General features: G+C 52.0%; 23 protein-coding genes. 8 read left to right on the top strand and 15 right to left on the bottom strand.

Translation table 11 applies throughout. The features are described 5' to 3' along the window. Positions 1-3: 3 nt before the first annotated feature. From nuoH to lrhA, 8 genes are all read right to left on the bottom strand, one after another. On the bottom strand, positions 4-981 hold the full coding sequence (nuoH, locus tag D9742_RS10945; protein ID WP_130236925.1) for an NADH-quinone oxidoreductase subunit NuoH: 978 nt from the start codon (positions 979-981) through the stop codon (positions 4-6). Next, positions 978-3704: an NADH-quinone oxidoreductase subunit NuoG gene (gene nuoG / locus D9742_RS10950; RefSeq protein ID WP_130236926.1), complete on the bottom strand. Its 2727-nt coding sequence runs from the start codon at positions 3702-3704 to the stop codon at positions 978-980. The genes nuoH and nuoG overlap by 4 nt, the downstream gene beginning before the upstream one ends. 52 nt (positions 3705-3756) lie before the next feature. Then, complete coding sequence (gene nuoF, locus D9742_RS10955; RefSeq protein ID WP_000789502.1) at positions 3757-5094, bottom strand: NADH-quinone oxidoreductase subunit NuoF; 1338 nt, start codon at positions 5092-5094, stop codon at positions 3757-3759. Further along, a complete protein-coding gene (gene nuoE, locus D9742_RS10960) occupies positions 5091-5591 on the bottom strand; it encodes an NADH-quinone oxidoreductase subunit NuoE (RefSeq protein ID WP_000545042.1) in 501 nt (166 codons plus the stop codon). The genes nuoF and nuoE overlap by 4 nt, the downstream gene beginning before the upstream one ends. A 2-nt stretch (positions 5592-5593) precedes the next feature. Then, complete coding sequence (nuoC, locus tag D9742_RS10965) at positions 5594-7396, bottom strand: NADH-quinone oxidoreductase subunit C/D (RefSeq protein ID WP_000247879.1); 1803 nt, start codon at positions 7394-7396, stop codon at positions 5594-5596. Positions 7397-7489: 93 nt separating this feature from the next. Continuing rightward, complete coding sequence (gene nuoB, locus D9742_RS10970) at positions 7490-8152, bottom strand: NADH-quinone oxidoreductase subunit NuoB (RefSeq protein WP_000386733.1); 663 nt, start codon at positions 8150-8152, stop codon at positions 7490-7492. Between the two features lie 15 nt (positions 8153-8167). Then, positions 8168-8611 carry an NADH-quinone oxidoreductase subunit NuoA gene (nuoA, locus tag D9742_RS10975; protein WP_000062997.1) on the bottom strand — a complete coding sequence of 148 codons (444 nt, stop codon included), beginning with the start codon at positions 8609-8611 and terminating at the stop codon, positions 8168-8170. 621 nt (positions 8612-9232) lie between these two features. Beyond that, entirely contained in the window at positions 9233-10171 is a 939-nt protein-coding gene (lrhA, locus tag D9742_RS10980; protein ID WP_130236927.1) for a transcriptional regulator LrhA, read from the bottom strand. Between the two features lie 924 nt (positions 10172-11095). Here lrhA and alaA point away from each other — a divergent pair. Both alaA and yfbR read left to right on the top strand, forming a co-directional pair. Continuing rightward, positions 11096-12313: an alanine transaminase AlaA gene (gene alaA, locus D9742_RS10985; protein WP_130236928.1), complete on the top strand. Its 1218-nt coding sequence runs from the start codon at positions 11096-11098 to the stop codon at positions 12311-12313. Between the two features lie 83 nt (positions 12314-12396). Next, positions 12397-12996 (top strand): 5'-deoxynucleotidase, encoded by a 600-nt coding sequence (gene yfbR, locus D9742_RS10990; protein WP_130236929.1) that lies wholly within the window; start codon positions 12397-12399, stop codon positions 12994-12996. Between the two features lie 60 nt (positions 12997-13056). On the opposite strand, the gene D9742_RS10995 is transcribed toward yfbR, so the two are convergent. The 4 genes from D9742_RS10995 to yfbV all read right to left on the bottom strand — a co-directional run bounded on the left by D9742_RS10995 (position 13057) and on the right by yfbV (position 16668). Then, positions 13057-14889, bottom strand: coding sequence for an SLC13 family permease (locus D9742_RS10995; protein WP_130236930.1), 1833 nt, complete (start codon positions 14887-14889; stop codon positions 13057-13059). An 86-nt stretch (positions 14890-14975) separates the two neighbouring features. Next, positions 14976-15626, bottom strand: a complete 651-nt coding sequence (gene hxpA, locus D9742_RS11000) for a hexitol phosphatase HxpA (protein WP_130236931.1) — start codon at positions 15624-15626, stop codon at positions 14976-14978. 10 nt (positions 15627-15636) lie between these two features. Then, on the bottom strand, positions 15637-16131 hold the full coding sequence (locus tag D9742_RS11005; protein WP_064526599.1) for a YfbU family protein: 495 nt from the start codon (positions 16129-16131) through the stop codon (positions 15637-15639). An 81-nt stretch (positions 16132-16212) separates the two neighbouring features. After that, positions 16213-16668 (bottom strand): terminus macrodomain insulation protein YfbV, encoded by a 456-nt coding sequence (gene yfbV / locus D9742_RS11010; protein ID WP_000106627.1) that lies wholly within the window; start codon positions 16666-16668, stop codon positions 16213-16215. 338 nt (positions 16669-17006) lie between these two features. On the opposite strand from yfbV, the gene ackA reads away from it, so the two are divergent. The 3 genes from ackA (at position 17007) to yfcC (ending at position 22138) form a co-directional block, all read left to right on the top strand. Then, positions 17007-18209, top strand: a complete 1203-nt coding sequence (ackA, locus tag D9742_RS11020; protein ID WP_130236933.1) for an acetate kinase — start codon at positions 17007-17009, stop codon at positions 18207-18209. A 74-nt stretch (positions 18210-18283) separates the two neighbouring features. Beyond that, positions 18284-20428, top strand: coding sequence for a phosphate acetyltransferase (pta, locus tag D9742_RS11025; RefSeq protein WP_000086716.1), 2145 nt, complete (start codon positions 18284-18286; stop codon positions 20426-20428). Between the two features lie 189 nt (positions 20429-20617). Next, the gene (gene yfcC, locus D9742_RS11030; protein ID WP_130236934.1) at positions 20618-22138 is read left to right on the top strand and encodes a putative basic amino acid antiporter YfcC; all 1521 of its coding nucleotides are present in this window, start codon (positions 20618-20620) and stop codon (positions 22136-22138) included. A 32-nt stretch (positions 22139-22170) separates the two neighbouring features. On the opposite strand, the gene yfcD is transcribed toward yfcC, so the two are convergent. From yfcD to yfcF, 3 genes are read right to left on the bottom strand one after another with little or no spacing between them, the layout of a single operon-like run. Continuing rightward, positions 22171-22713 carry an NUDIX hydrolase YfcD gene (gene yfcD, locus D9742_RS11035; RefSeq protein WP_130207234.1) on the bottom strand — a complete coding sequence of 181 codons (543 nt, stop codon included), beginning with the start codon at positions 22711-22713 and terminating at the stop codon, positions 22171-22173. Positions 22714-22771: 58 nt separating this feature from the next. After that, the gene (gene yfcE / locus D9742_RS11040) at positions 22772-23323 is read right to left on the bottom strand and encodes a phosphodiesterase (protein WP_130236935.1); all 552 of its coding nucleotides are present in this window, start codon (positions 23321-23323) and stop codon (positions 22772-22774) included. A gap of 55 nt (positions 23324-23378) precedes the next feature. Further along, entirely contained in the window at positions 23379-24023 is a 645-nt protein-coding gene (gene yfcF, locus D9742_RS11045; RefSeq protein ID WP_130236936.1) for a glutathione transferase, read from the bottom strand. A 134-nt stretch (positions 24024-24157) separates the two neighbouring features. Here yfcF and yfcG point away from each other — a divergent pair, with 134 nt between their 5' ends. The 3 genes from yfcG to D9742_RS11060 are packed head-to-tail and all read left to right on the top strand — an operon-like array spanning position 24158 to position 26138. After that, positions 24158-24805 (top strand): GSH-dependent disulfide bond oxidoreductase, encoded by a 648-nt coding sequence (gene yfcG, locus D9742_RS11050; protein ID WP_130236937.1) that lies wholly within the window; start codon positions 24158-24160, stop codon positions 24803-24805. Between the two features lie 56 nt (positions 24806-24861). Then, entirely contained in the window at positions 24862-25224 is a 363-nt protein-coding gene (gene folX / locus D9742_RS11055) for a dihydroneopterin triphosphate 2'-epimerase (RefSeq protein ID WP_130207240.1), read from the top strand. Between the two features lie 20 nt (positions 25225-25244). Further along, positions 25245-26138 carry a TIGR01777 family oxidoreductase gene (locus D9742_RS11060; protein ID WP_130236938.1) on the top strand — a complete coding sequence of 298 codons (894 nt, stop codon included), beginning with the start codon at positions 25245-25247 and terminating at the stop codon, positions 26136-26138. Positions 26139-26174: the final 36 nt, after the last annotated feature.

Genomic DNA, 26174 nt, shown 5'->3' on the forward strand with positions numbered 1-26174 from the left:
CCCTTATTGCGCCTGCCAGAGAATGACAGCCGCCGTTACCAGCAAGTTGATCAGCGTCAGCGGCAGGCAGATTTTCCAGCCGAAGGACATTACCTGGTCATAACGCGGACGCGGTAACGACGCACGAATCAAAATGAACATCATCATAAAGAACGCGGTTTTCAGCGCGAACCAGATGAATGGCGGTAACAACGGGCCTTGCCAGCCACCGAAGAACAGCGTCACCATCAATGCAGAGATGGTCACAATCCCGATGTACTCACCCACGAAGAACAGACCGAACTTCATGCCGGAGTATTCAATGTGGTAACCATCCGCCAGTTCCTGCTCGGCTTCCGGCTGGTCAAACGGGTGACGGTGACATACCGCCACGCCCGCGATGGCAAAGGTAACAAAACCAAAGAATTGCGGGATGACGTTCCACACATGCGCCTGGCTGTTGACGATGTCGGTCATGTTGAATGAACCGGCCTGCGCCACAACGCCCATCAGGGAAAGCCCGAGGAACACTTCGTAGCTCAGGGTCTGCGCAGAAGCACGCATCGCACCCAGCAGCGAGTATTTGTTGTTACTTGACCAGCCCGCAAACAGCACCGCGTAAACCGCCAGACCTGCCATCATCAGGAAGAACAAAATCCCGATGTTCAGGTCGGCAACCACCCAACCTGGGCTGACTGGCACAATCGCAAAGGCCAGCAGCAGTGAGGTAAAGGCAATCATCGGTGCCAGGGTAAAGATGACGCGATCCGAGAATTTCGGGATCCAGTCTTCTTTAAAGAACATTTTGATCATGTCCGCAACCAGCTGGAGCGAACCGCCCCAGCCAACACGGTTAGGTCCGTAACGGTTCTGGAACAGACCCAGCAGGCGACGTTCGCCAAAGCTCATGAATGCCCCGCAGGTGACAACCACCAGCAGGATCACCACCGCTTTGAGGATGGTCAGCAGGATCTCAATCAGTTCCGGTGATATCCAACTCATTGTTGTGCCTCCTTGAGATCCTCAAGATGCGCGCCAGCCAGCACCGGAGCAATGCCGGACATACCCATCGGCAAGCCCACCTGCCCTGCCGTCAGTCCTTCGGCGATTTCAACCGGCAGCGTGACCGTGTTGCCATCGTAACTAAAGGAGACGCGTGTACCTGCGTTCACACCTAACTTCGCGGCATCCGCTGGGTTGAGTTTGATGTACGGCTGCGGCATACGGCTCTGGAAGACCGGAGCACGCTGTGACAATTCATCGCTGCCAAACAGGTGGTAGTACGGCGCGATACGCCATTTCCCTTCCTGCGGCTGGAAGCGTGCCGGTACGCTGGTGAAGTAATCCAGACCGTTTTCGCTGGTTGCAAACAGACGCACGCCCGGATCGCCAAAGCGCAGTTTGCCGCCCACTTCGTCCTGGAATTTGTTCCACGCCTGCGGGGAGTTCCAGCCCGGTGCCCAGGCAAACGGCACTTGCGAACGGTGCGCGGTCGGCTGGTTGTTACCTTCCATCGAGAAGGTGAACATGGTGTCAATATCCTGCGGCTGACGCGGTTCATGAACGCTGATGTTGGCGCGCATGGCGGTACGACCACTGTAACGGTGCGGTTCACGGGCCAGCTTCTGGCCACGAATGCGGAATGTCGCATCCGGAGCAGCATCTTTGATACCTGCCAGTTCCGGGATTTTCGCCACAACAGCGTCAATCACATGGTCGAGCTGCGTCCAGTCCACTTCACGGCTCAGCAGGGTACTGTGCAGCGAGTGTAACCAGCGCCAGCTTTCCAGCATGACAGTTTTGCTGTCGTAATAAGCCGGATCGTAAACCTGGAAGAAACGTTGGGCGCGGCCTTCATTATTAATTACCGTACCGTCGCTTTCAGCAAAGCTGGCGGCGGAAAGTACCAGATGGGCGTTTTCCATGATCGCTGTGCGTTGATGATCAACCACCATCACCAGCGGCGCTTTAGCCAGCGCAGCATTCACGCGTGTAGCGGAAGCGTGACGATGCAGATCGTTCTCCAGCACCACCACCGCGTCGGCACGTCCGGTTTCCAGTTCGGTCAACGCTTCTTCAAGCGAACCGCCACCCATAATGCCCAGCCCCATGCTGTTGACGGAACGGGCAATCATGGTGATACCGACGTCAGCGCCACGACCTTTCAGGGCTTTCGCGACGTTAGCCGCAGCCTGAATCACTTCAGCGCTACCGGCGTTCGTCCCGGAGATAATCAACGGTTTCTTCGCACCTGCCAGTGCCTGCACGATGACGTCGATTTTGCTTTGCAGCTCAGGTTCGATACCGTCAACCGCTGGTGCAGAGTTATCCAGCGCATGGGCGATGGCAAAACCTAAACGCGCCTGATCTTCAACCGGTGCGCGGTAAGTCCACGCCGCGATATCATCCAGACGGGTGTCATCAACGTTGGTAACAAACAGCGGATGCTTAGCACGTTGACCGATATTGAGGATTGCCGCAATCTGCCAGTCAGCCACTTTCTGTGCTGCCGCCATTTCGCGCGCTTTACCTTTCACCGCCTGACGCACTGCCAGCGCGACGCGCGCGCCGGTCTGGGTAACGTCTTCGCCCAGCACCAGTACCGCATCGTAAGATTCGATTTCGCGCAGAGCCGGAGTATAAATGCCGCCTTCACGCAGCACTTTCAGCGCCAGTTGCAGACGTTCCTGCTCACCGTGAGCGATACCGGTGTAGAAGTTTTCTTCGCCCACCAGTTCACGCAGCGCAAAGTTGCTTTCCACGCTGGCACGCGGAGAACCAATACCGATCACTTTCTTCGACTGACGCAGAATATCTGCCGCGCCCTGCATTGCCTGTTCGGCGTTGAGGGTAATGAAATCATCGCCACGACGCTGTACTGGCTGACGCGGACGATCTTTCAGGTTGACGTAACCGTAACCGAAACGACCACGGTCGCAGAGGAAGTAGTGGTTTACCGTACCGTTGTAACGGTTTTCGATACGACGCAGTTCGCCGTAACGTTCACCGGGGCTGATGTTACAGCCGATGGAACATTGCTGGCAGATGCTCGGCGCAAACTGCATATCCCATTTACGGTTGTAACGCTCGGAGTGCGTTTTGTCGGTAAATACGCCGGTCGGGCAAATTTCGACCAGGTTACCGGAAAATTCGCTTTCCAGCGTGCCGTCTTCCGGGCGACCGAAGTAGACGTTGTCGTGCGCGCCATAAACGCCCAGATCTGTACCGTCAGCGTAATCTTTGTAGTAACGCACGCAGCGGTAGCAGGCGATGCAGCGGTTCATTTCGTGAGAGATGAACGGCCCCAAATCCTGATTACGGTGGGTACGTTTGGTGAAACGGTAGCGACGGAAGCTGTGTCCGGTCATCACGGTCATATCCTGAAGATGGCAGTTACCGCCTTCTTCACATACCGGACAGTCGTGCGGGTGGTTGGTCATTAACCACTCGACCACACTTTCACGGAACTGTTTCGCTTCTTCGTCGTCAATGGAAATAAAGGTGCCATCGGAAGCCGGTGTCATACAGGACATCACCAGGCGACCACGCGTGTCTTCCGCGTTTTGGTATTGCTTCACCGCACACTGGCGGCAAGCACCGACGCTTCCCAGCGCCGGATGCCAGCAAAAGTAAGGAATATCAAGGCCCAGAGACAGACAAGCTTCCAGCAGGTTGTCCGCTCCGTTGACCTCGTATTCTTTGCCGTCTACATGAATTGTAGCCATTAGCATGCTTCCAGTTTTCTCAGTCAGAGACTGAGCGTTAATCGAAATTCGGTTACCAGCGCTCTTTCAGCAGGTTCGGCTGAATCCCATTAATCAAATGGGTATTGCTGAACGGCTGTTTGATCCCCGCCTCAAATTCTTCGCGGAAATATTTGATGGCGCTCTGTAACGGCTCCACGGCACCAGGTGCGTGGGCACAGAAAGTTTTACCCGGGCCTAAGAATCGACACAGTTGCTCAAGTGTTTCGATATCGCCCGGCTGACCTTCGCCACGCTCCAGCGCACGCAGAATTTTCACGCTCCACGGCAGACCGTCGCGGCACGGCGTACACCAGCCGCAGGACTCACGGGCGAAAAACTCTTCCAGGTTACGCACCAGCGACACCATGTTGATCTCATGGTCAACCGCCATCGCCAGCGCCGTACCCAGACGGCTTCCCGCTTTACCGATACTTTCGAATTCCATCGGCAGATCAAGGTGCGCTTCGGTCAGGAAGTCAGTCCCCGCACCGCCTGGCTGCCAGGCTTTAAATTTCAGTCCATCACGCATACCACCGGCGTAATCTTCGAGGATCTCGCGTGCGGTGGTGCCGAACGGCAGTTCCCACAGTCCCGGATTTTTCACCCGACCGGAGAAGCCCATCAGCTTGGTGCCAGCATCTTTACTTTTCGAGATGTTCTGATACCACTCCACGCCGTTAGCGAGGATCGCCGGAACGTTACACAGGGTTTCGACGTTGTTGACACAGGTCGGTTTGCCCCATACGCCGGAAGTTGCCGGGAATGGTGGCTTCGAGCGTGGGTTAGCACGACGCCCTTCCAGGGAGTTGATTAACGCTGTTTCTTCCCCGCAGATGTAGCGCCCTGCCCCGGTATGGACGAACAGTTCGAAGTCGAAACCTGTTCCCATAATGTTTTTGCCAAGCAATCCCGCTTCAGTCGCTTCGGCAATGGCACGGCGCAGATTTACTGCTGCTTCAATATATTCGCCACGCAGGAAGATGTAGCCACGGTAAGCTTTCAGCGCAAACGCGGAGATGAGCATACCTTCCACCAGCAGGTGCGGCAGTTGCTCCATCAACAGGCGGTCTTTATAGGTGCCCGGCTCCATTTCATCGGCGTTACACAGCAGGTAACGGATGTTCATGGATTCGTCTTTCGGCATCAGGCTCCACTTCAGGCCAGTCGAAAAGCCCGCGCCGCCGCGCCCTTTCAGACCAGCGTCTTTTACCTGATTAACGATTTCGTCCGGAGACAGCCCGGTCAGAGCCTTACGCGCCCCTTCGTAACCGTTTTTGCTGCGGTATTCGTCCAGCCACACTGGCTGTTTGTCATCGCGCAGACGCCAGGTCAGCGGATGCGTTTCGGGAGTACGGATAATGTTTTTCATTTATACCGCTCCAGCAGTTCAGGGATCGCTTCCGGGGTCAGATGCGCGTGAGTGTCCTCATCGATCATCATGTTTGGCCCTTTATCACAGTTCCCCAGGCAGCAAGTTGGCAGCAGCGTAAAGCGGCCATCAAATGTCGTTTGCCCTGGTTTGATGTTCAGCTTTTTCTCGAGCGCCGCCTGAATACCCTGATACCCGTTGATATGACAGACCACGCTGTCGCAATAACGGATCACATGGCGACCAACCGGCTGGCGGAAGATCTGACTGTAGAACGTTGCCACACCTTCGACGTCGCTTGCCGGAATACCCAGCACATCGGCGATCGCGTGGATCGCACCATCCGGCACCCAGCCACGCTGCTTCTGAACGATTTTCAGCGCTTCAATGGACGCCGCACGCGGGTCTTCGTAGTGGTGCATCTCGTGCTCAATCGCTTCACGCTCTGCCGCACTCAGCTCAAAAGCCTCGGTTTGTGGTTGTTGATTCTCGTGCATAATTAGCGGTCCACATCTGACATAACAAAATCGATACTGCCCAGATAAACAATCAGGTCAGACACCAGGCTGCCGCGGATCGCCGCCGGAATTTGCTGCAAATGCGCAAAGCTCGGGGTACGAACACGGGTGCGGTAACTCATGGTGCTGCCGTCGCTGGTCAGGTAGTAACTGTTGATCCCTTTGGTCGCCTCAATCATCTGGAAGGATTCATTGGCAGGCATCACCGGACCCCACGACACTTGCAGGAAGTGGGTGATCAGGGTTTCGATATGTTGCAGCGTGCGCTCTTTCGGCGGCGGCGTGGTCAGCGGGTGATCCGCTTTGAACGGGCCTTCCGGCATGTTGTTGAGGCACTGCTCAAGAATGCGCAGACTCTGGCGCAGCTCTTCCACTTTCAGCATTACGCGGGTGTAGCAGTCAGAAACACCACCACCAACCGGGATTTCAAAGTCGAAGTTTTCATAGCCAGAATAAGGACGCGCCTTACGCACGTCGAAGTCGATCCCGGTAGCACGCAGTCCCGCGCCAGTGGTGCCCCACTCCAGCGCCTCTTTCGCGCCATAGGCGGCAACGCCCTGGGAACGACCTTTCAGAATGGTGTTTTGCAGCGCCGCTTTCTCGTAAGACGCCAGACGTTTCGGCATCCAGTCGAGGAACTCACGCAGCAGGCGATCCCAGCCGCGCGGCAGGTCGTGCGCTACGCCGCCAATACGGAACCACGCCGGGTGCATACGGAAACCCGTGATCGCTTCCACTAGATCGTAAATTTTCTGACGATCGGTAAAGGCGAAGAACACGGGCGTCATTGCGCCGACGTCCTGAATAAAGGTCGAGATATACAGCAGGTGACTGTTGATGCGGAACAGTTCGGAGAGCATTACGCGAATGACGTTAACGCGATCCGGCACGGTGATCCCGGCCAGTTTCTCTACCGCCAGCACGTAAGGCATTTCGTTAACGCAGCCGCCGAGGTATTCGATACGGTCGGTATACGGAATGTAGCTGTGCCAGGACTGGCGTTCGCCCATTTTCTCCGCACCACGGTGGTGGTAGCCGATGTCTGGTACGCAGTCGACAATCTCTTCGCCGTCGAGCTGCAAAACGATACGGAAAGCACCGTGCGCCGACGGGTGGTTCGGACCGAGGTTGAGGAACATGAAGTCCTCGTTTTCGGTGCCGCGCTTCATCCCCCACTCTTCCGGTTTGAAGGTCAGGGCTTCCATCTCCAGATCCTGTTTGGCTTTGGTCAGCTCAAACGGCGAGAATTCGGTAGCGCGCGCCGGGTAATCTTTACGCAGCGGGTGACCTTTCCAGGTTTGCGGCATCATGATGCGGCGCAGGTTCGGGTGACCGTCGAATGTAATGCCAAACAGATCCCAGGTTTCACGCTCATACCAGTTAGCGTTCGGGAACAGTTTGGTGAAGGTCGGTACGTGCAGGTCGTTTTCTGCCAGCGCCACCTTCAGCATGATGTCGCGGTTACGATCGATAGAAATCAGATGGTAGAAAACGGAAAAATCCGCGGCAGGTAACCCTTCGCGGTGTGTGCGCAGACGTTCGTCCATGCCGTGTAAGTCAAACAGCATGACGTAAGGTTTCGGCAGTTTCTTTAAGAAATCGCCAACTTCCAGTAATTGTTCACGCTTGATCCACACAACGGGAACCCCGGTGCGAGTCGCCTGAACAGTAAAGGCATCCGGCCCAAAACGGTTGCGCAGTTCGCCAATTACCGGATCATCAAGATGATCGCGGGTCTGCCAGGCGGGTTCTTGCGCGGTTAAGTCGGTCATATTGTTCACCATTGCAAATGGTCCGTGGTGACTGTCGGCGCAGTAAGCTTCGCGAAATAGATTTAGGAATAAGCGAAGAAAAATCCCTTTGCCGACAGGCGCAAATTAAATCTCGTCAGGTGTACGCAGGTTGGTTACGGCAATGCGTTCACCGCGCTTGCGTTCGCGCTCTGATTGCATATTGGCGCGATAAACGCCCTGATCGCCAACCACCCAGGAGAGCGGACGACGTTCTTTACCGATAGATTCCTGCAACAGCATCAGTGCCTGCATGTACGCTTCAGGACGCGGCGGGCAGCCCGGGATATACACATCAACCGGGATGAATTTATCGACGCCCTGCACAACGGAATAAATATCGTACATACCGCCAGAGTTGGCACAGGCACCCATTGAGATAACCCATTTTGGTTCCAGCATCTGGTCATAGAGACGCTGAATAACCGGTGCCATTTTGGTAAAGCAGGTTCCTGCAACCACCATCAGGTCAGCCTGACGCGGCGAAGCACGCAATACTTCTGCGCCAAAACGCGCCACGTCATGCACCGCGGTAAACGAAGTCACCATCTCAACGTAACAGCAGGAAAGACCGAAGTTATACGGCCAAATTGAGTTTTTACGACCCCAGTTAACCATGTCATTGAGCTTGCCCATAAACACGTTTTTGTTAACTTCTTGCTCCAGAGGGTCGGTTACGATCTCCTGCTTTTGCAGGGGGTAACGGTCGTTCTCACCGTTGGGATCTATGCGGGTGAGCGTATAATCCATCTTAATGCCTCGCGGTTAGCGTTGACGATTAGCGATACTGTTCGTTTCCGGGTTCATACGCTCGCGGCGTGAACGCGCGGGCGTCCAGTCCAGCGCGCCAATACGCACCAGATAAACCAGACCTGCCAGTAACACAAAAATAAAAATTGCAGCTTCCACAAAGCCTACCCAGCCGCTTTCGCGGATAGAGGTTGACCATGCGAACAGATACAGCGCTTCAACGTCGAAGATAACGAAGAACATGGCCACCAGATAAAACTTGGCGGACAGGCGTAAGCGGGCGGAGCCGACCGAGTCGATACCGGATTCAAACGGCACGTTTTTTGACCTCGCGCGTGCGCGACCGCCTAAAAACCAACCGCCTACCAGCATCAGGCAACACAGGCCAATGGCAACGATAAGAAAGATAGCGAATGCCCAGTGATGAGCGATGACTTCAGTGGATGTTGACATACTCATTGCTTACTCATCAAAAGTAGCGCCAGATTCACTGCTCTTCACGGCAGATGGACGCCACATCGATTCATGGGGAGGAATAAAAAAAACCTTACAACTACTGTAGTAACAATTTTATACAGTGAATTGATGTGGTCTTTTACCCCTTTCTATAACCTTTTGTCAACTTTAACAAAAGTTTCTTCACATTAATTTACATAATTCCAACAACTTTTGCATTTAATGCTCTTCATCCCAGATCATTAACGACTCCAGGAAAATTAGATGTTGTTGAATCGTGTCCGTTGTGAAGCAATGGAAAAAAATACGGGTCTATTTTGACAGGAATTTGTGTCGATTCCTCCCCCCAAAAGAGAGTATTTTCTTGATCTGTGACACGCTTTTGTTAATCCATAACAAAAATACAGCAACAAGTTTACGTATTTTTTAACATCATTGTAGCAGGAGATTTTTATCAGGCGTTTTTTTGTTCGCGCGTTTAGAGAATGGCGGGTGATTGAAAAATGAACACTTTTGTTCAAAATCAGGAAAGGTCGTCATCATTTGTTGTAAAAAAAAGCCACTGACGTTCAAAAAAACATCAGTGGCTTGTTTTTACAAATGTGGTTAGCTAGTACCAGACAATTATTCGTAATCGCCTTCAATTAACAGAGAATCATCCCCTTCATGGGCACCTATCGTGCTGAACTGCCATGGGCTCTGATAACTCTCCATTGCCTGGTATATCACCTGGGCCAGTTCATTACCGCTGGACGGGTCATAGCACAGCAAATATTCGGTATCTGGCAATGGTGGTAAACCGTCCACGGCACTCAAGACGCGCAGGTCCGGACTCATCATCTCAACCGGCCTTGCCGTTACACCTAACCCCGCTTTCACGGCAGCACGGACCGCCGGCAACGTGGAGGCGACATAAGCCAGACGCCATGGAATATCCGCTTTATTGAGTGTTGCCAGAACCATATCGCGGAACGGACTAGGATCATCCAGCAACACCAGAGGGATCGGCTCGCCTTTTTGCAATACGTATTCCGCAGCGCAATACCAGTGCGTTGGAGAAGTTCTCAGGTTCAACGCCTTAAAGGTATCAGGACGATTTGTGGTAACCATTAAATCCACTTCCTGGGACTTCAGCATATCTGCCATATAGGCATTACGCTTAACGCGGACATCCAGCGCAAGTTTCGGGTAAACCGAACTCACGCGATTAAGCAGGAAAGGTAAGATTGTATCAGCAGATTCATCTGAAGCGCCGATTGTTAACACGCCCTGAAGATTACTGAACATCAATGATGAGCAAGCTTCATCATTAAAACGCAGGATCTTCCTGGCATAGCCAAGAAGCTGAATGCCATGTTCAGTTAACAGTTTGTTACGACCGTGCCGAGCGAACAGTTCTTTCCCAACGAGTTGTTCAAGACGTTGCATTTGCTGACTAACAGCGGACTGAGTACGACACACAGCGGCAGCTGCGGCAGCAAATGTGTTCAGATCGGCAACAGCAACAAATGTTCTCAGCAGATCGAGGTCGAGGTTAATTATCGGACGATTTGCACTTATCATATATTATCACTTACTGGCGGCTCATACTGAGCTGGTTAATGCTGTGCACACACAAACAAGCAATTCCATTTGTAATGTGCCTCCCTGGCAGTTTCATCCGGAAGTCTGGATGAAAGTTAAAATGCATATGAGTTGCACTAATAAGATCGACTCACATTGTTCCGTTATAATGCCTGAAGTAGTTCACAGAATATATCTTCAGGAATCGCATATCTATTAAGTTACTCACTCTTTTCTATTTATGACATGCGAGTGTTTGTGTAAATGTAAATGTTGATCCTTGTTCCACTACTAGCAAAGCGGCGCCAACCCAGCGTGAACACGCATAAGCGGCGATGATTTGTCTGCGTCAAAAGTGGGGATTCCTTCATTTAAGCGAGCATTTTACCCTAAAACCCATTTATTTATAAGGGCCATTGCGAATTATCTGATGCAAAGTTATGTTATGTTAGGCAAAGTAATCTCCTATTATTAATAAGCACAACAAAACCGTTTTGAATATTAAATAATAATTAATTAGCACACCCTGCATTCATTAATTACGCTTAACAATAGTTTCGCGCGTCATCACCTATACGACACTTCGGCGATCGCTACTCAGTTAATGTTTCACTTATAATGAAAATATCATGAATATGTTATGTTCGTGATTTCTTAAATCAAAGGAAATTCGCACATTTATCTACCAGACAAAAAACCATGCATTGGATTAATACTTAGAATAAATCACTACAAAACACAAATCATTAAGCATATGCATCTCATTATTTAATGATTATTAAGTTATTAACAGCACATTCACTCTTTTTACTCTCGCAAAATCTTGTTCTGCAGAACTTCAAAACACCGCCCCGGGGGAGTACATTGTTCTAAGCTGACTTCCACGGCAGGGAGTGGCGATAACAGCAAAAAAGGTCAAGATTCATGTCACCCATTGAAAAATCCAGCAAGTTAGAGAATGTCTGTTATGACATCCGTGGTCCGGTGCTGAAAGAAGCAAAACGCCTGGAAGAAGAAGGTAACAAGGTATTGAAACTGAACATCGGCAACCCAGCCCCGTTCGGTTTTGACGCTCCTGATGAGATCCTGGTTGATGTGATACGCAACCTCCCGACCGCTCAGGGCTATTGTGATTCAAAAGGCCTCTACTCTGCGCGTAAGGCCATCATGCAGCACTATCAGGCGCGAGGCATGCGTGATGTTACCGTGGAAGACATTTACATCGGCAATGGCGTCTCGGAGCTTATCGTCCAGGCAATGCAGGCATTGCTGAACAGCGGGGATGAAATGTTGGTTCCTGCACCTGATTACCCACTATGGACCGCGGCGGTTTCGCTCTCCAGTGGTAAAGCGGTGCACTACCTTTGCGACGAGTCCTCTGACTGGTTCCCGGACCTCGATGATATTCGCGCTAAAATTACGCCTCGTACGCGCGGTATCGTTATTATCAACCCGAACAACCCAACTGGTGCGGTTTATTCCAAAGAGCTTTTAATGGAAATTGTGGAGATTGCGCGTCAGCATAATCTCATTATCTTCGCCGATGAAATTTACGACAAAATTCTCTACGACGACGCCGAGCATCACTCGATTGCGGCGATGGCGCCTGACCTGCTGACCATTACCTTTAACGGTCTGTCGAAAACGTATCGTGTGGCGGGCTTCCGTCAGGGCTGGATGGTGCTGAACGGGCCGAAAAAACACGCCAAAGGCTACATCGAAGGTCTGGAGATGCTGGCCTCAATGCGACTTTGCGCCAACGTTCCTGCACAACACGCGATTCAGACCGCATTGGGCGGCTATCAGAGCATCAGTGAATTTATCTTACCTGGCGGGCGTCTTTACGAGCAGCGTAATCGCGCATGGGAATTGATTAACGACATTCCAGGCGTTTCCTGCGTGAAGCCACGCGGCGCGCTGTACATGTTCCCGAAAGTCGACGCCAAACGTTTTAATATTCACGACGACCAGAAGATGGTGCTGGACTTCCTGTTACAGGAAAAAGTTCTGCTGGTTCAGGGGACGGCTTTTAACTGGCCGTGGCCGGATCACTTCCGCATTGTTACGCTGCCGCGCGTTGATGATATTGAACTGTCAGTAAGTAAATTCGCTCGTTTCCTTTCTGGCTATCATCAGCTGTAATCTTAAATTCACTGCCGGAGATTGCATCCGGCAGTGTTATCCCCCCACAATGATCTCATGAAGTCATCACACGCAAGGTCGTTATGAAGCAGAGCCATTTTTTTGCCCATCTCTCCCGTCTGAAACTCATTAACCGCTGGCCGTTAATGCGCAACGTACGGACAGAAAATGTGTCTGAGCACAGTTTGCAGGTGGCGATGGTCGCACATGCGCTGGCAGCCATTAAAAACCGCAAGTTTGGCGGAAATGTCAACGCTGAACGCATCGCTCTGCTGGCGATGTACCACGATGCCTCTGAAGTGCTCACCGGCGATCTCCCTACCCCAGTGAAATATTTCAACTCGCAAATCGCTCAGGAATACAAAGCCATTGAAAAAATCGCCCAACAAAAGCTGGTCGATATGGTTCCGGAAGAGTTAAGGGATATCTTTGCACCGCTCATTGATGAGCATGCACATAGCGACGAAGAAAAATCGTTGGTGAAACAGGCTGATGCACTTTGTGCCTATCTGAAATGTCTGGAAGAGCTCGCTGCAGGTAATAATGAGTTTTTACTTGCAAAGACGCGGCTGGAAGCGACGCTTGAAGCGCGCCGCAGTCAGGAAATGGACTATTTCATGGAAGTATTTGTTCCCAGCTTCCAACTATCGCTCGATGAGATTAGCCAGGATTCGCCGCTGTAAGTTGCCGGAGCCAGCGTCGCATCAGGCAAAAGCACCGCCAGATGCGACTTCAGGCTCTCATCAAAACGGAAACAGCATCGGAATCATCACCACGCAAACCGCCATCACAATAACGGTGAACGGTACTCCCAGCTTCACAAAATCACTAAAGCTGTAATTTCCCGGCCCTAAAACCAACGTGTTAACTGGTGAGGAAACTGGCGTCATAAAGGCGGCGGATGCTGCCATCGCCACCACCATGGCAAATGGATACGGCGAGACGCCCATTGTTTTGGCCGCCGCCAGCGCAATCGGCGCCATCAGCACTGCCGTTGCCGTATTCGAAATAAACAAACCAATCACCGCCGACAAGACAAACAAACAGCCAAGCATCATATGTGGCCCGTAACCACCGCCGATGTCCATTAACCCTTTTACCGCCAGCGCGACTCCGCCAGTTTTCTGTAGCGCCACCGCGAACGGCATCATTCCAACGATCAAAATAATGCTCGGCCAGTGAATGGATTTATAGGCGCTTTCGGCATCGATACAGCGGAATTTCCCCATCAGCAAGCAGGCAATAATGGCCGCAACAGGATTAGGAATTTCATCGGTCAGCATTAACGCTACCATCAACACCAGACAGAAAATGGCATGGGGTGCCTGGCTGTGCGCGGGCGATGCTTCACTTACCTCTTCCGGTAAGTTCAGCGCTACGAAGTCGCGGCCCTGTTTGGCCAGCATACCGATCAGTTTCCAGTTACCCACAACCAGGATGATATCGCCCAGCAGCAGAGGCTCATCCGCCAGCGAACCTTCCAGCGCCACGCCATTGCGCTTTAGCCCCACCACATTCAGTCCGTAGCGGGTACGAAAGCCAATTTCGCGCACCGATTTACCAATCAACTCAGACTCAGGAATTAAAGAAATCTCCGCCATGCCAACATCAAGGGCCTGATCGGAAAAATACTCGCCGCGCAGCACCATCGGCTCCAGCAATTGTTCACTACAAAATTGACGGAGATCGACATCAGCCGCAGACATATCAATAAGCAAAACGTCACGCGCACGGAATTCAGAAACCCCGTTCACGTTCACTATAACGCGACGAAAACGCCGCCAGCGTTCAACACCGATGACGTTAGCGCCATAACGTTCACGTAGTTTGAGATCGTCCAGTCGCTGGCCAATCATCGGCGAACCGGGACGAATGGCCAGGCGACGCGCGCGCCCGGTAAGCCGGTATTCACGGATAAGATCGCGGAAGGTACGACGCGTCCAGCCTTCGCGCTGCGGGGACTGGGTATCCCCTTTCAGCATGAAACGCATCACTAACATATACAAAATGCCCAGCACCAGCACGACCAGGCCGATGGGGGTTACGCTAAAGAAACTAAAGCCATGATAGCCTTCACGCAGCAATTCACTGTTAATCACCAAGTTAGGTGGTGTCGCCACCAGCGTCATCATGCCGCTGATCAGCCCGGCAAAACTCAACGGCATCATCAAACGCGACGGCGATGTTTGCATGCGCATAGCGACGCTTAACACCACAGGGATAAAGATAGCGACGACGCCGGTTGAACTCATAAACGCGCCAAGGCCCGCAACGGTCAGCATCAACAAAACCAACATTTTGATTTCACTGTTGCCCGCCACTTTAACCAGCCATGTCCCCATTACGGTGGCGACACCCGTGCGAACTAAACCATCGCCGATAATAAACAAGGCGGCGATCAGTACCACGTTAGGATCGGAAAAGCCGGAAAACACTTCAGGGACGGTCAGCGTACCGCTTAATGCAAACGCAACAATGACAAACAAAGCGACCGCATCCATACGCACTCTGCCCGTCGCAAACAAGACGATGGCAACCGCCAATAATGAAAGAACCCAGATCAATTCACCGTTCACAACGTATCCTTGTTAATTGAGGGGGATAGCCTGATTCTGCCACAAAAAAGCCCCGACGGGACGGGGCTAAATCATGATCTGGCGTTTCACGCAATAATAACGTCACCATTTGGTTGTTTGATCACAGTAATTTGTTCCAGACTATGGAGGACCAAATCCACCTCATTCAGGCGCGGGGTATCAGCCGGTGCGTTAACCGCAATGACATGACACCCCGCAGCCAGGCCTGAAAGCACGCCAGCGGGCGCATCCTCTACCACCACACATTCCTGCGGCGCAAGGCCCAACAGTTGTGCACCTAACAGATATGCATCCGGCTCTGGTTTTCCACGTTTGACACGCTCTGCGGTAACAAACACTTCCGGCGCGGGAAGTCCGGCGACTTTGTGGCGTGCTCGCGCAACAGGCATGGAACCAGAAGTAACAATGGCCCACGGAATCCCTGCTTTATTCAAATGATTGAGTAAAGCTATCGCCCCCGGGAGTGCGGTAATACCTTCGGTTTCCGTGGCCTCGATCTGCTCCAGACGGGTAAACTCGGCGGCAATTTCCGTCTCCGATTTGCCCACCATGAAATGGCGCAGAGACGTAATCGCCTGTTTACCATGAATGAAAGCCAGCACATCTTCCGGTGCTAACCCATGACGTCTGGCCCAGTTGCTCCACGCCCGCTCTACCGCGGGCAGAGAATCCACCAGCGTTCCATCCAGATCAAACAGAAAACCTTTACACCGCACGCGGGCCTCCTCAGGCGTTGATAATTTGGTTAATTTCGTTAGCGCTCAGGTGATACTGACGCGGGCAGGCATGCCAGACATTCAACATGCGCAGATATTTCTCCCACATTGGCGTCTGTGCATTAAAGCCGTGAGTTCCGGCATCAAAATGGGTGTAACGCCCTTCAACGTTAACCATAAAGCGTACATAACCGAGATAACGTGCTTCGGTGGCGGCGTCAAAGCCGAGGAAGGTGACACGACGTTCATCGATGGATTGCTGGTCCTGTAAATTAGACCAGGAAACATGCAGCGCATGATACATCTCCATAATGTCGATGATAGTGCGGCAGGTTTCTTCTTTCAGCTCGCCAAACTCGCGATCCAGCTCGCGCATTTGTAAACCATAACCACGCTCAATGATTGTCTGCAGGCGACGGTAACGTTCAGCATTAGCCGGATCGAGCATAGTCATCATTTTGTACTGGTTAGACAAAATAAGACGTTGCGCGTTGGTCATTTCCATTGTTGACTCCTGTATCACTCTACTACGGTGAAAAAAAGAAGGCTGAGTATGCCTTCTTTTATATGCGTAATCAGGGGTCAATTACAAATCATCAAGGAAAGTTTTATCCAGTTGTTTGAAGGCGCGCTTAAGCGTGTCAGCTAATGCCTGGTAATCAGGCTTGCCTTCAACAGGTGCCAGTACCTGTCCAGACTCCTGCAATTTACCGCGAACTTCATAAAACCAGTTGAGGATTGCAGGTGGTAATGGCGTTACTGAACGCTTGCCCAGCCACCACAATCCCTGCATGGGTAAGCTTAGGGCGAACAACGCAGTGGCGACTGCCGGACCAAGCTGACCGCCCAGCGCAATCTGCCAGCAGAGAGTAAACACGGCGATCGGCGGCATAAAGCGAATCGCATAGCGCGTCATCTTAATGACACGATTCTCAACAAAGACCGGGGCAAGGCGTTTTTCCAGCGGCCACGTCTTTGAGTAATGCTGTCCCCGGCGAAACAAGCTAAAAAAATTAACAGAACGATTATCCGGCGTTGACATGCTTCACCTCAACTTTACATATAAAGATTCAAAAATTTGTGCAAATTCACAACTCAGCGGGACAACGTTCAAAACATTTTGTCTTCCATACCCACAATCAGGTATCCTTTAGCAGCCTGAAATGGCCGAGTAGTACATATTCATTGAGTCGTCAAATTCATAAACATTATGCCATTGGCTGAAAATTACGCAAAATGGCATAGACTCAAGATATTTCTTCCATCATGCAAAAAAAATTTGCAGTGCATGATGTTAATCATAAATGTCGGTGTCATCATGCGCTACGCTCTATGGCTCCCTGACGTTTTTTTAGCCACGTATCAATTATAGGTACTTCCATGTCGAGTAAGTTAGTACTGGTTCTGAACTGCGGTAGTTCTTCACTGAAATTTGCAATCATCGATGCAGCGAATGGTGAAGAGTACCTTTCTGGTTTAGCCGAATGTTTCCACCTGCCCGAAGCACGTATCAAATGGAAAATGGACGGCAATAAACAAGAAGCGGCTTTAGGTGCAGGCGCCGCTCACAGCGAAGCGCTCAACTTTATCGTTAATACTATTCTGGCACAAAAACCAGAACTGTCTGCGCAGCTGACCGCTATCGGTCACCGTATCGTACACGGCGGTGAGAAGTATACCAGCTCCGTAGTGATCGACGAGTCTGTTATTCAGGGTATCAAAGATGCAGCATCTTTTGCACCGCTGCACAACCCGGCTCACCTGATCGGTATTGAAGAAGCACTGAAATCTTTCCCGCAGCTGAAAGATAAAAACGTTGCTGTATTCGACACGGCGTTCCACCAGACTATGCCGGAAGAGTCTTACCTCTACGCCCTGCCGTACAACCTGTACAAAGAGCACGGCATCCGTCGTTACGGCGCGCACGGCACCAGCCACTTCTATGTAACCCAGGAAGCGGCGAAAATGCTGAACAAACCGGTAGAAGAACTGAACATCATCACCTGCCACCTGGGCAACGGTGGTTCCGTTTCTGCTATCCGCAACGGTAAATGCGTTGACACCTCTATGGGCCTGACCCCGCTGGAAGGTCTGGTCATGGGTACTCGTTCTGGTGACATCGATCCGGCGATCATTTTCCACCTGCACGACACCCTGGGCATGAGCGTTGATGCCATCAACAAACTGCTGACCAAAGAGTCTGGCCTGCTGGGTCTGACCGAAGTGACCAGCGACTGCCGCTATGTTGAAGACAACTACGCGACGAAAGAAGACGCGAAGCGCGCAATGGACGTTTACTGCCACCGCCTGGCGAAATACATCGGTGCATACACCGCGCTGATGGATGGTCGTCTGGACGCTGTTGTATTCACCGGTGGTATCGGTGAAAATGCCGCGATGGTTCGTGAACTGTCTCTGGGCAAACTGGGCGTGCTGGGCTTTGAAGTTGATCACGAACGCAACCTGGCTGCACGTTTCGGCAAATCTGGTTTCATCAACAAAGAAGGTACCCGTCCTGCGGTGGTTATCCCAACCAACGAAGAACTGGTTATCGCGCAAGACGCGAGCCGCCTGACTGCCTGATTTCACACCGCCAGCTCAGCTGGCGGTGCTGTTTTGTAACCCGCCAAACCGGCGGTAACGAAAGAGGATAAACCGTGTCCCGTATTATTATGCTGATCCCTACCGGAACCAGCGTCGGTCTGACCAGCGTCAGCCTTGGCGTGATCCGTGCAATGGAACGCAAAGGCGTTCGTCTGAGCGTTTTCAAACCTATCGCTCAGCCGCGTACCGGTGGCGATGCGCCCGATCAGACAACGACTATCGTGCGTGCGAACTCTTCCACCACGACAGCCGCTGAACCGCTGAAAATGAGCTACGTTGAAGGTCTGCTTTCCAGCAATCAGAAAGATGTGCTGATGGAAGAGATCGTCGCGAACTACCACGCCAACACCAAAGACGCTGAAGTCGTTCTGGTTGAAGGTCTGGTCCCGACACGTAAGCACCAGTTTGCCCAGTCTCTGAACTACGAAATCGCTAAAACGCTGAACGCGGAAATCGTCTTCGTTATGTCTCAGGGCACTGACACCCCGGAACAGCTGAAAGAGCGTATCGAACTGACTCGCAACAGCTTCGGTGGTGCAAAAAACACCAACATCACTGGCGTTATCGTTAACAAACTGAACGCACCGGTTGATGAACAGGGTCGTACTCGCCCGGATCTGTCCGAGATTTTCGACGACTCTTCCAAAGCAAAAGTAAACAATGTTGATCCGGCGAAGCTGCAAGAATCCAGCCCGCTGCCGGTTCTCGGCGCTGTGCCGTGGAGCTTTGATCTGATCGCGACCCGTGCGATCGATATGGCTCGCCACCTGAACGCCACCATCATCAACGAAGGCGACATCAACACTCGCCGCGTGAAATCTGTAACTTTCTGCGCACGCAGCATTCCGCACATGCTGGAGCACTTCCGTGCAGGTTCTCTGCTGGTAACTTCCGCAGACCGTCCTGACGTACTGGTTGCCGCTTGCCTGGCTGCCATGAACGGCGTAGAAATCGGTGCCCTGCTGCTGACTGGCGGCTACGAAATGGACGCGCGCATTTCTAAACTGTGCGAGCGCGCTTTCGCTACCGGCCTGCCGGTATTTATGGTGAACACTAACACCTGGCAGACTTCTCTGAGCCTGCAGAGCTTCAACCTGGAAGTTCCGGTTGACGATCACGAGCGTATCGAGAAAGTTCAGGAATACGTTGCTAACTACATCAACGCTGACTGGATTGACTCTCTGACTGCCACTTCCGAGCGCAGCCGTCGTCTGTCTCCGCCAGCGTTCCGTTATCAGCTGACCGAACTGGCGCGCAAAGCGGGCAAACGTATCGTTCTGCCGGAAGGCGACGAACCGCGTACTGTTAAAGCCGCCGCTATCTGTGCTGAACGTGGCATCGCAACTTGCGTACTGCTGGGTAACCCGGCTGAAATCAACCGCGTTGCAGCTTCTCAGGGCGTAGAGCTGGGCGCTGGCATTGAAATCGTTGATCCAGAAGTGGTTCGCGAAAGCTATGTTGGCCGCCTGGTCGAACTGCGTAAGAACAAAGGCATGACCGAAACCGTTGCCCGCGAACAGCTGGAAGACAACGTGGTTCTCGGTACGCTGATGCTGGAGCAGGATGAAGTTGATGGTCTGGTTTCCGGTGCTGTTCACACCACCGCAAACACCATCCGTCCACCGCTGCAGCTGATCAAAACTGCACCGGGCAGCTCTCTGGTATCTTCCGTGTTCTTCATGCTGCTGCCGGAACAGGTTTACGTATACGGTGACTGTGCGATCAACCCGGATCCGACAGCAGAACAGCTGGCAGAAATCGCGATTCAGTCCGCTGATTCCGCTGCAGCCTTCGGTATCGAACCGCGCGTAGCTATGCTCTCCTACTCCACCGGTACTTCTGGTGCTGGTAGCGACGTTGAGAAAGTTCGCGAAGCAACTCGTCTGGCGCAGGAAAAACGTCCTGACCTGATGATCGACGGCCCGCTGCAGTACGATGCTGCGGTAATGGCTGACGTTGCGAAATCTAAAGCGCCGAACTCTCCGGTTGCAGGTCGCGCTACCGTGTTCATCTTCCCGGATCTGAACACCGGTAACACCACCTACAAAGCGGTACAGCGTTCTGCTGACCTGATTTCCATCGGGCCGATGCTGCAGGGTATGCGCAAGCCGGTTAACGACCTGTCCCGTGGCGCACTGGTTGACGATATCGTCTACACCATCGCGCTGACTGCGATTCAGTCTGCACAGCAGCAGTAATCTCGTCATCATCCGCAGCTTTGCGCTGCGGATATCTGAACCGGAAATAGTGACTATTTCCGGTTTTTTATTCTCTTAATTTGCATTAATCCTTTCTGATTATCTTGCTTAACTGCGCTGCATCAATGAATTGCGCCATCTCACTTTGCATACTTACCACTTTGTTTTGTGCAAGGGAATATTTGCGCTATGTCCGCAATCACTGAATCCAAACCAACCAGAAGATGGGCAATGCCCGATACGTTGGTGATTATCTTTTTTGTTGCCATTTTGACCAGCCTTGCCACCTGGGTAGTTCCAGTGGGGATGTTTGACAGTCAGGAAGTGCAGTATCAGGTTGATGGTCAAACAAAAACACGCAACGTCGTAGATCCACACTCATTTCGCATTCTGACCAACGAGGCGGGCGAACCTGAGTATCACCGCGTGCAACTGTTCTCGACGGGCGATGAGCGTCCCGGTTTGATGAACTTCCCATTTGAAGGGCTAACCTCTGGCTCGAAATATGGGACAGCCGTTGGCATCATCATGTTTATGCTGGTGATTGGCGGCGCGTTTGGCATCGTGATGCGCACAGGAACTATTGATAACGGTATCCTGGCGCTTATCCGCCACACTCGAGGGAATGAAATTCTTTTCATCCCGGCGTTATTTATTCTCTTTTCACTCGGCGGTGCGGTATTTGGCATGGGGGAAGAGGCTGTCGCCTTTGCCATCATTATCGCGCCACTCATGGTACGGCTGGGTTACGACAGTATCACCACTGTCCTGGTAACCTATATCGCTACGCAAATCGGTTTTGCCAGCTCGTGGATGAACCCGTTCTGCGTGGTCGTCGCCCAGGGGATCGCAGGTGTTCCGGTGCTTTCTGGCTCCGGTTTGCGCATCGTGGTATGGGTAATCTCTACTCTGATTGGCCTTGTATTCACCATGGTGTACGCCTCGCGGGTGAAAAAGAATCCGCTGTTATCACGCGTGCATGAGTCAGATCGTTTCTTCCGCGAAAAACAGGCGGATGTAGAACAGCGTCCATTTACCTTTGGTGACTGGCTGGTATTGATTGTTTTAACCGCCGTCATGATCTGGGTGATTTGGGGCGTTATCGTCAATGCCTGGTTTATTCCTGAAATTGCCAGCCAGTTTTTCGCTATGGGTCTGGTAATTGGCATCATCGGCGTTGTCTTCCGTCTTAATGGTATGACGGTAAACACCATGGCTTCATCATTTACCGAAGGCGCGCGAATGATGATAGCCCCCGCCCTGCTGGTTGGCTTCGCCAAAGGGATTTTGCTGCTGGTAGGTAACGGCGAAGCCGGTGATGCCAGCGTGCTGAATACCATCCTTAACAGCATTGCCAATGCCATTAGCGGTCTGGATAACGCGGTCGCGGCGTGGTTTATGCTGCTCTTCCAGGCAGTATTCAATTTCTTTGTGACATCCGGTTCTGGTCAGGCAGCGTTAACCATGCCGTTACTGGCACCGCTTGGCGATCTGGTTGGCGTTAACCGTCAGGTTACCGTGCTGGCCTTCCAGTTTGGCGATGGCTTCAGTCATATCATTTACCCGACCTCGGCTTCGTTAATGGCAACGCTCGGTGTTTGCAGGGTGGACTTCCGTAACTGGATAAAAGTGGGCGCAACACTGCTTGGACTGCTGTTTATTATGTCCAGCGTGGTGGTGATAGGCGCCCAGTTGATGGGCTACCATTAAAAAAGTTAAGAGCCGCGGTTGCGGCTCTTTTTTCATTCTGCCGTTTCTGTCTCTACGGCTTCATTGTTGGCATTGCGCTTCATCCACAACGCCAATGCTTTTAGCGAGTCTGGTGTGAACTCATCGCAACGAGCGGTGATTTCTTCTGGCGTCAGCCAGCAAACCTCACTGACTTCATCTTCCTGAAGGGCGAAGGGGCCGTGAGAAACACAGCTGAACAGCGCGCCCCAGACACGGCAATTTTTGTCTTCGAAATAGAACTGCCCGTGCTCGGCAAAGGGGACACCGGCAATGCCCAACTCCTCTTCCGCTTCGCGACGTGCGGATTCCAGCAGTTGTTCATCAGCCTGGACCACACCGCCAGCAGTAGCATCTAACATGCCGGGTAAAAAGTCTTTTGTCTCGGTACGACGCTGGACCAGAATTTTGCCCATACCATCATGCACGACGATGTAAGTTGCACGATGACGCAGACACTGTGCCCGCATTTGTTCCCGGCTGGCTTGTGCAATGACTTCGTTATCTTCATTGACAATATCCACCCATTCAGTACTTGCCAAACGACGCTGTTCCATTATCAGGAAACCTTCTTTTTCTGGCGCTCTTACGGCGCATTTTGAGTTGTTGGGTAAATTACGGATTAATCGCGATCTGCGCAATGATACTTTGATCATTGAGTGCGATTACGCTTAGTACGTCATCTTCGAGCATGCCGTAGCTCGCCAGATTGCCGCCTTTCGGAATGCTAACCGAACCGGGGTTGAAGTGGAAAATCTCCCCCCGCTGCTCCGCCACCGGCAGATGAGTATGACCATACACCAGCACGTCGTTCTGGTTTAACGCCGGCAGATTATCCGGGCCAAACAGATGACCATGTGTCAGAAACAGGCGCTGTTTTTCCAGCAACACCTGTTGCCATGGCGCGGTCATCGGGAAATGCAGCAGCATTTGGTCCACTTCGCTGTCGCAGTTGCCACGTACAGCGATAACTTTATGCGCCACTTCATTCAACCGTTCTGCCACCTTTGCCGGCGCATAGCCCTCAGGTAAAGCATTGCGTGGGCCGTGATTCAGCACGTCGCCAAGAATCACCAGCCACTGAGCGCCGCTTTGGGCAAACAACTCCAGTACACGTTCCGTCGCCGGTAACGACCCATGAATGTCCGATGCAAACATCAGTTTCATCACTCACTCCTCGTCGAAAAAACGTAAGCTATGATACTGGATTCTGTCGCTGCTATCAGCCAGATTGCTTGGCTGAAAGTGCAATAAAACGCTGAACTGAGGCCCGCTGCCACTGGAATGCCGCATAATCCACCAGACGCTCCGGCACCTCATCGCCGTGCAGCACCAGACGATTAATCATTAGCGCTAAATCAGTATCGGCAATACTCCACTCGCCAAACAAATTAGGCTGATTATGCGTCAATAAATGTTCTGCCATTGCGAACAGTTTCTCCGCGCTGGCTTTTCCCTCCGTTGTTAACGGTGCTTTTTTTGCGCCAGCAAAAACGACATCCGTCGAACGCTCCTCACGCAGAGGCATCAGGTCGCTTCGCAGCCATGCCTGAATCTGCCGTGCACGCGCCCGATTTTGCAGATCCAATGGATAAATGCGTTCCCAGGTCGGCGGCGCAAAACGGTCTTCCAGATATTCCGCTATAGCAGAGGATTCGCTCAACTCAAAATCATCAATCTGTAACAAAGGCACGCGGCGTGTCTGCCCGTAACCTTGCCACGTCGGCTGTAAATGTTCACCGCTGTCAAGGTCGATAGTCTTTATGTGAAAAGGCAGTCCTTTCTCCTGCAACGCCACCCAGGCAGATAACACGTAGGGGGAGAAAAAATGGGCATCTGACCAAAGCGTGATAGCGGGTTTACTCATTATATCCTCGGCGATAAAGGGGCTTGCTCTCAAACTATAGAGCCTTTTTGCCACTGTTACTTGATGAAAACTCACGCAAGTCACCGGGGTTTCTATACTTGAGATGTTCAGATTATTAGACAACCGGAGCTGCAATGATCGATCTCTATTACGCCCCTACCCCAAATGGCCACAAAATTACGCTGTTTCTCGAAGAGGCTGGCCTGGATTATCGTTTAATCAAGGTTGACCTGGGGAAAGGCTGTCAGTTTCGCCCGGAGTTTTTGCGCATTTCGCCAAACAATAAGATTCCAGCAATTGTTGATCATTTACCGACTGATGGCGGCGAACCGTTAAGCCTCTTTGAGTCAGGTGCAATATTGTTGTATCTGGCAGAGAAAACGGGACTATTTTTAAGTCGCGATCCGCGTGAGCGCGCCACCACCTTACAATGGCTATTCTGGCAGGTTGGCGGCCTGGGGCCAATGCTCGGACAGAATCATCATTTTAATCATGCTGCGCCACAGACTATTCCTTACGCTATTGAACGTTATCAGGTTGAAACTCAGCGTCTGTATCAGGTACTCAATAAGCGCCTGGAAAACGCCCCCTGGCTTGGCGGCGAAGATTACAGCATTGCGGATATTGCCTGTTGGCCGTGGATAAATGCATATGCTCGCCAGCGGAATGACCTTGCTATGTACCCGGCAGCGAAGAACTGGTATGAGCGGATCCGTTCGCGCCCTGCCACCGGGCAATCACTATTAAAGGCCCAATTGAATGATGAGATCTCAGATAGTTAACTGAGAAAGGTTCTCGTGTATTATTCCAGTCTAAGTAAAACAACAGGGAACCTGCAATGTCACAACCTGCCGCTATTATTCGTATAAAGAACCTTCGTTTACGTACATTTATCGGAATTAAGGACGAAGAGATTAACAACCGTCAGGATATTGTTATCAATGTCACGATCCACTACCCCGCCGATAAAGCGCGTACCAGTGAAGATATTAATGACGCGCTGAACTATCGCACAGTCACCAAAAACATCATTCAACATGTAGAGAATAACCGTTTCTCTTTGTTGGAAAAATTAACTCAGGATGTGCTCGATATCGCACGTGAACATCACTGGGTAACCTATGCTGAAGTGGAGATCGATAAACTGCACGCGCTGCGCTACGCCGATTCGGTATCAATGACCTTGAGCTGGCAGCGTTAACCGCCATATCGGGAGGCTGCATGAATATAGTGATCACCGGAGGGACAGGATTAATTGGTCGCCATTTAATCCCGCGTTTGCTGGATCTGGGCCATAAAATCACGGTAGTGACGCGTAACCCGCAGAAAGCCAGTTCCGTTCTCGGCCCCCAGGTGACACTATGGCAAGGACTTGCCGATCAAAGCAACCTCAACGGCATTGATGCGGTAATCAACCTGGCTGGCGAACCGATTGCTGACAAACGCTGGACTCGCGAGCAAAAAGACCGACTGTGCCAAAGTCGCTGGAATATTACGCAAAAACTGGTGGAGTTAATTAACGCCAGCGACACGCCGCCGTCGGTCCTTATTTCCGGTTCGGCGACGGGATATTACGGTGATTTAGGTGAAGTAGTGGTTACCGAAGAAGAACCACCGCATAACGAATTTACCCATAAACTCTGCGCCCGCTGGGAAGAGATTGCCTGTCGGGCGCAAAGTGACAAAACGCGAGTGTGCCTGCTGCGTACCGGCGTAGTGCTGGCACCGGATGGCGGTATTCTCGGTAAAATGCTGCCGCCGTTTCGTCTTGGCCTGGGCGGGCCGATTGGCTCTGGTCGGCAGTATCTGGCCTGGATTCATATCGATGATATGGTCAACGGTATTCTCTGGCTGCTGGATAACGAGCTGCGCGGGCCGTTTAATATGGTTTCGCCCTACCCAGTACACAACGAACAATTTGCCCACGCGCTCGGTCATGCGCTGCATCGCCCGGCGATTATGCGCGTCCCCGCGACCGCCATTCGGCTGTTAATGGGCGAATCTTCAGTACTGGTGTTAGGTGGACAACGGGCCTTGCCCAAAAGGCTGGAAGAAGCGGGTTTTGCGTTTCGCTGGTACGATTTAGAAGAGGCGCTGGCGGATGTCGTTCGCTGATGTGGTTTACTGCAAACATCCGCCAGTTAATGCCCG

Source organism: Escherichia sp. E1V33 (assembly GCF_004211955.1).
Taxonomy (GTDB): Bacteria; Pseudomonadota; Gammaproteobacteria; order Enterobacterales; family Enterobacteriaceae; genus Escherichia.

Excerpts from the sequence above, each read along its gene's own strand:
- nuoH (WP_130236925.1), bottom strand. The coding sequence starts at position 981 with ATGAGTTGGATATCACCGGAACTGATTGAGATCCTGCTGACCATCCTC.
- nuoG (WP_130236926.1), bottom strand. The coding sequence starts at position 3,704 with ATGGCTACAATTCATGTAGACGGCAAAGAATACGAGGTCAACGGAGCG.
- nuoF (WP_000789502.1), bottom strand. The coding sequence starts at position 5,094 with ATGAAAAACATTATCCGTACTCCCGAAACGCATCCGCTGACCTGGCGT.
- nuoE (WP_000545042.1), bottom strand. The coding sequence starts at position 5,591 with ATGCACGAGAATCAACAACCACAAACCGAGGCTTTTGAGCTGAGTGCG.
- nuoC (WP_000247879.1), bottom strand. The coding sequence starts at position 7,396 with ATGGTGAACAATATGACCGACTTAACCGCGCAAGAACCCGCCTGGCAG.
- nuoB (WP_000386733.1), bottom strand. The coding sequence starts at position 8,152 with ATGGATTATACGCTCACCCGCATAGATCCCAACGGTGAGAACGACCGT.
- nuoA (WP_000062997.1), bottom strand. The coding sequence starts at position 8,611 with ATGAGTATGTCAACATCCACTGAAGTCATCGCTCATCACTGGGCATTC.
- lrhA (WP_130236927.1), bottom strand. The coding sequence starts at position 10,171 with ATGATAAGTGCAAATCGTCCGATAATTAACCTCGACCTCGATCTGCTG.
- alaA (WP_130236928.1), top strand. The coding sequence starts at position 11,096 with ATGTCACCCATTGAAAAATCCAGCAAGTTAGAGAATGTCTGTTATGAC.
- yfbR (WP_130236929.1), top strand. The coding sequence starts at position 12,397 with ATGAAGCAGAGCCATTTTTTTGCCCATCTCTCCCGTCTGAAACTCATT.
- D9742_RS11005 (WP_064526599.1), bottom strand. The coding sequence starts at position 16,131 with ATGGAAATGACCAACGCGCAACGTCTTATTTTGTCTAACCAGTACAAA.
- yfbV (WP_000106627.1), bottom strand. The coding sequence starts at position 16,668 with ATGTCAACGCCGGATAATCGTTCTGTTAATTTTTTTAGCTTGTTTCGC.
- ackA (WP_130236933.1), top strand. The coding sequence starts at position 17,007 with ATGTCGAGTAAGTTAGTACTGGTTCTGAACTGCGGTAGTTCTTCACTG.
- yfcC (WP_130236934.1), top strand. The coding sequence starts at position 20,618 with ATGTCCGCAATCACTGAATCCAAACCAACCAGAAGATGGGCAATGCCC.
- yfcD (WP_130207234.1), bottom strand. The coding sequence starts at position 22,713 with ATGGAACAGCGTCGTTTGGCAAGTACTGAATGGGTGGATATTGTCAAT.
- yfcE (WP_130236935.1), bottom strand. The coding sequence starts at position 23,323 with ATGAAACTGATGTTTGCATCGGACATTCATGGGTCGTTACCGGCGACG.
- yfcF (WP_130236936.1), bottom strand. The coding sequence starts at position 24,023 with ATGAGTAAACCCGCTATCACGCTTTGGTCAGATGCCCATTTTTTCTCC.
- yfcG (WP_130236937.1), top strand. The coding sequence starts at position 24,158 with ATGATCGATCTCTATTACGCCCCTACCCCAAATGGCCACAAAATTACG.
- folX (WP_130207240.1), top strand. The coding sequence starts at position 24,862 with ATGTCACAACCTGCCGCTATTATTCGTATAAAGAACCTTCGTTTACGT.
- D9742_RS11060 (WP_130236938.1), top strand. The coding sequence starts at position 25,245 with ATGAATATAGTGATCACCGGAGGGACAGGATTAATTGGTCGCCATTTA.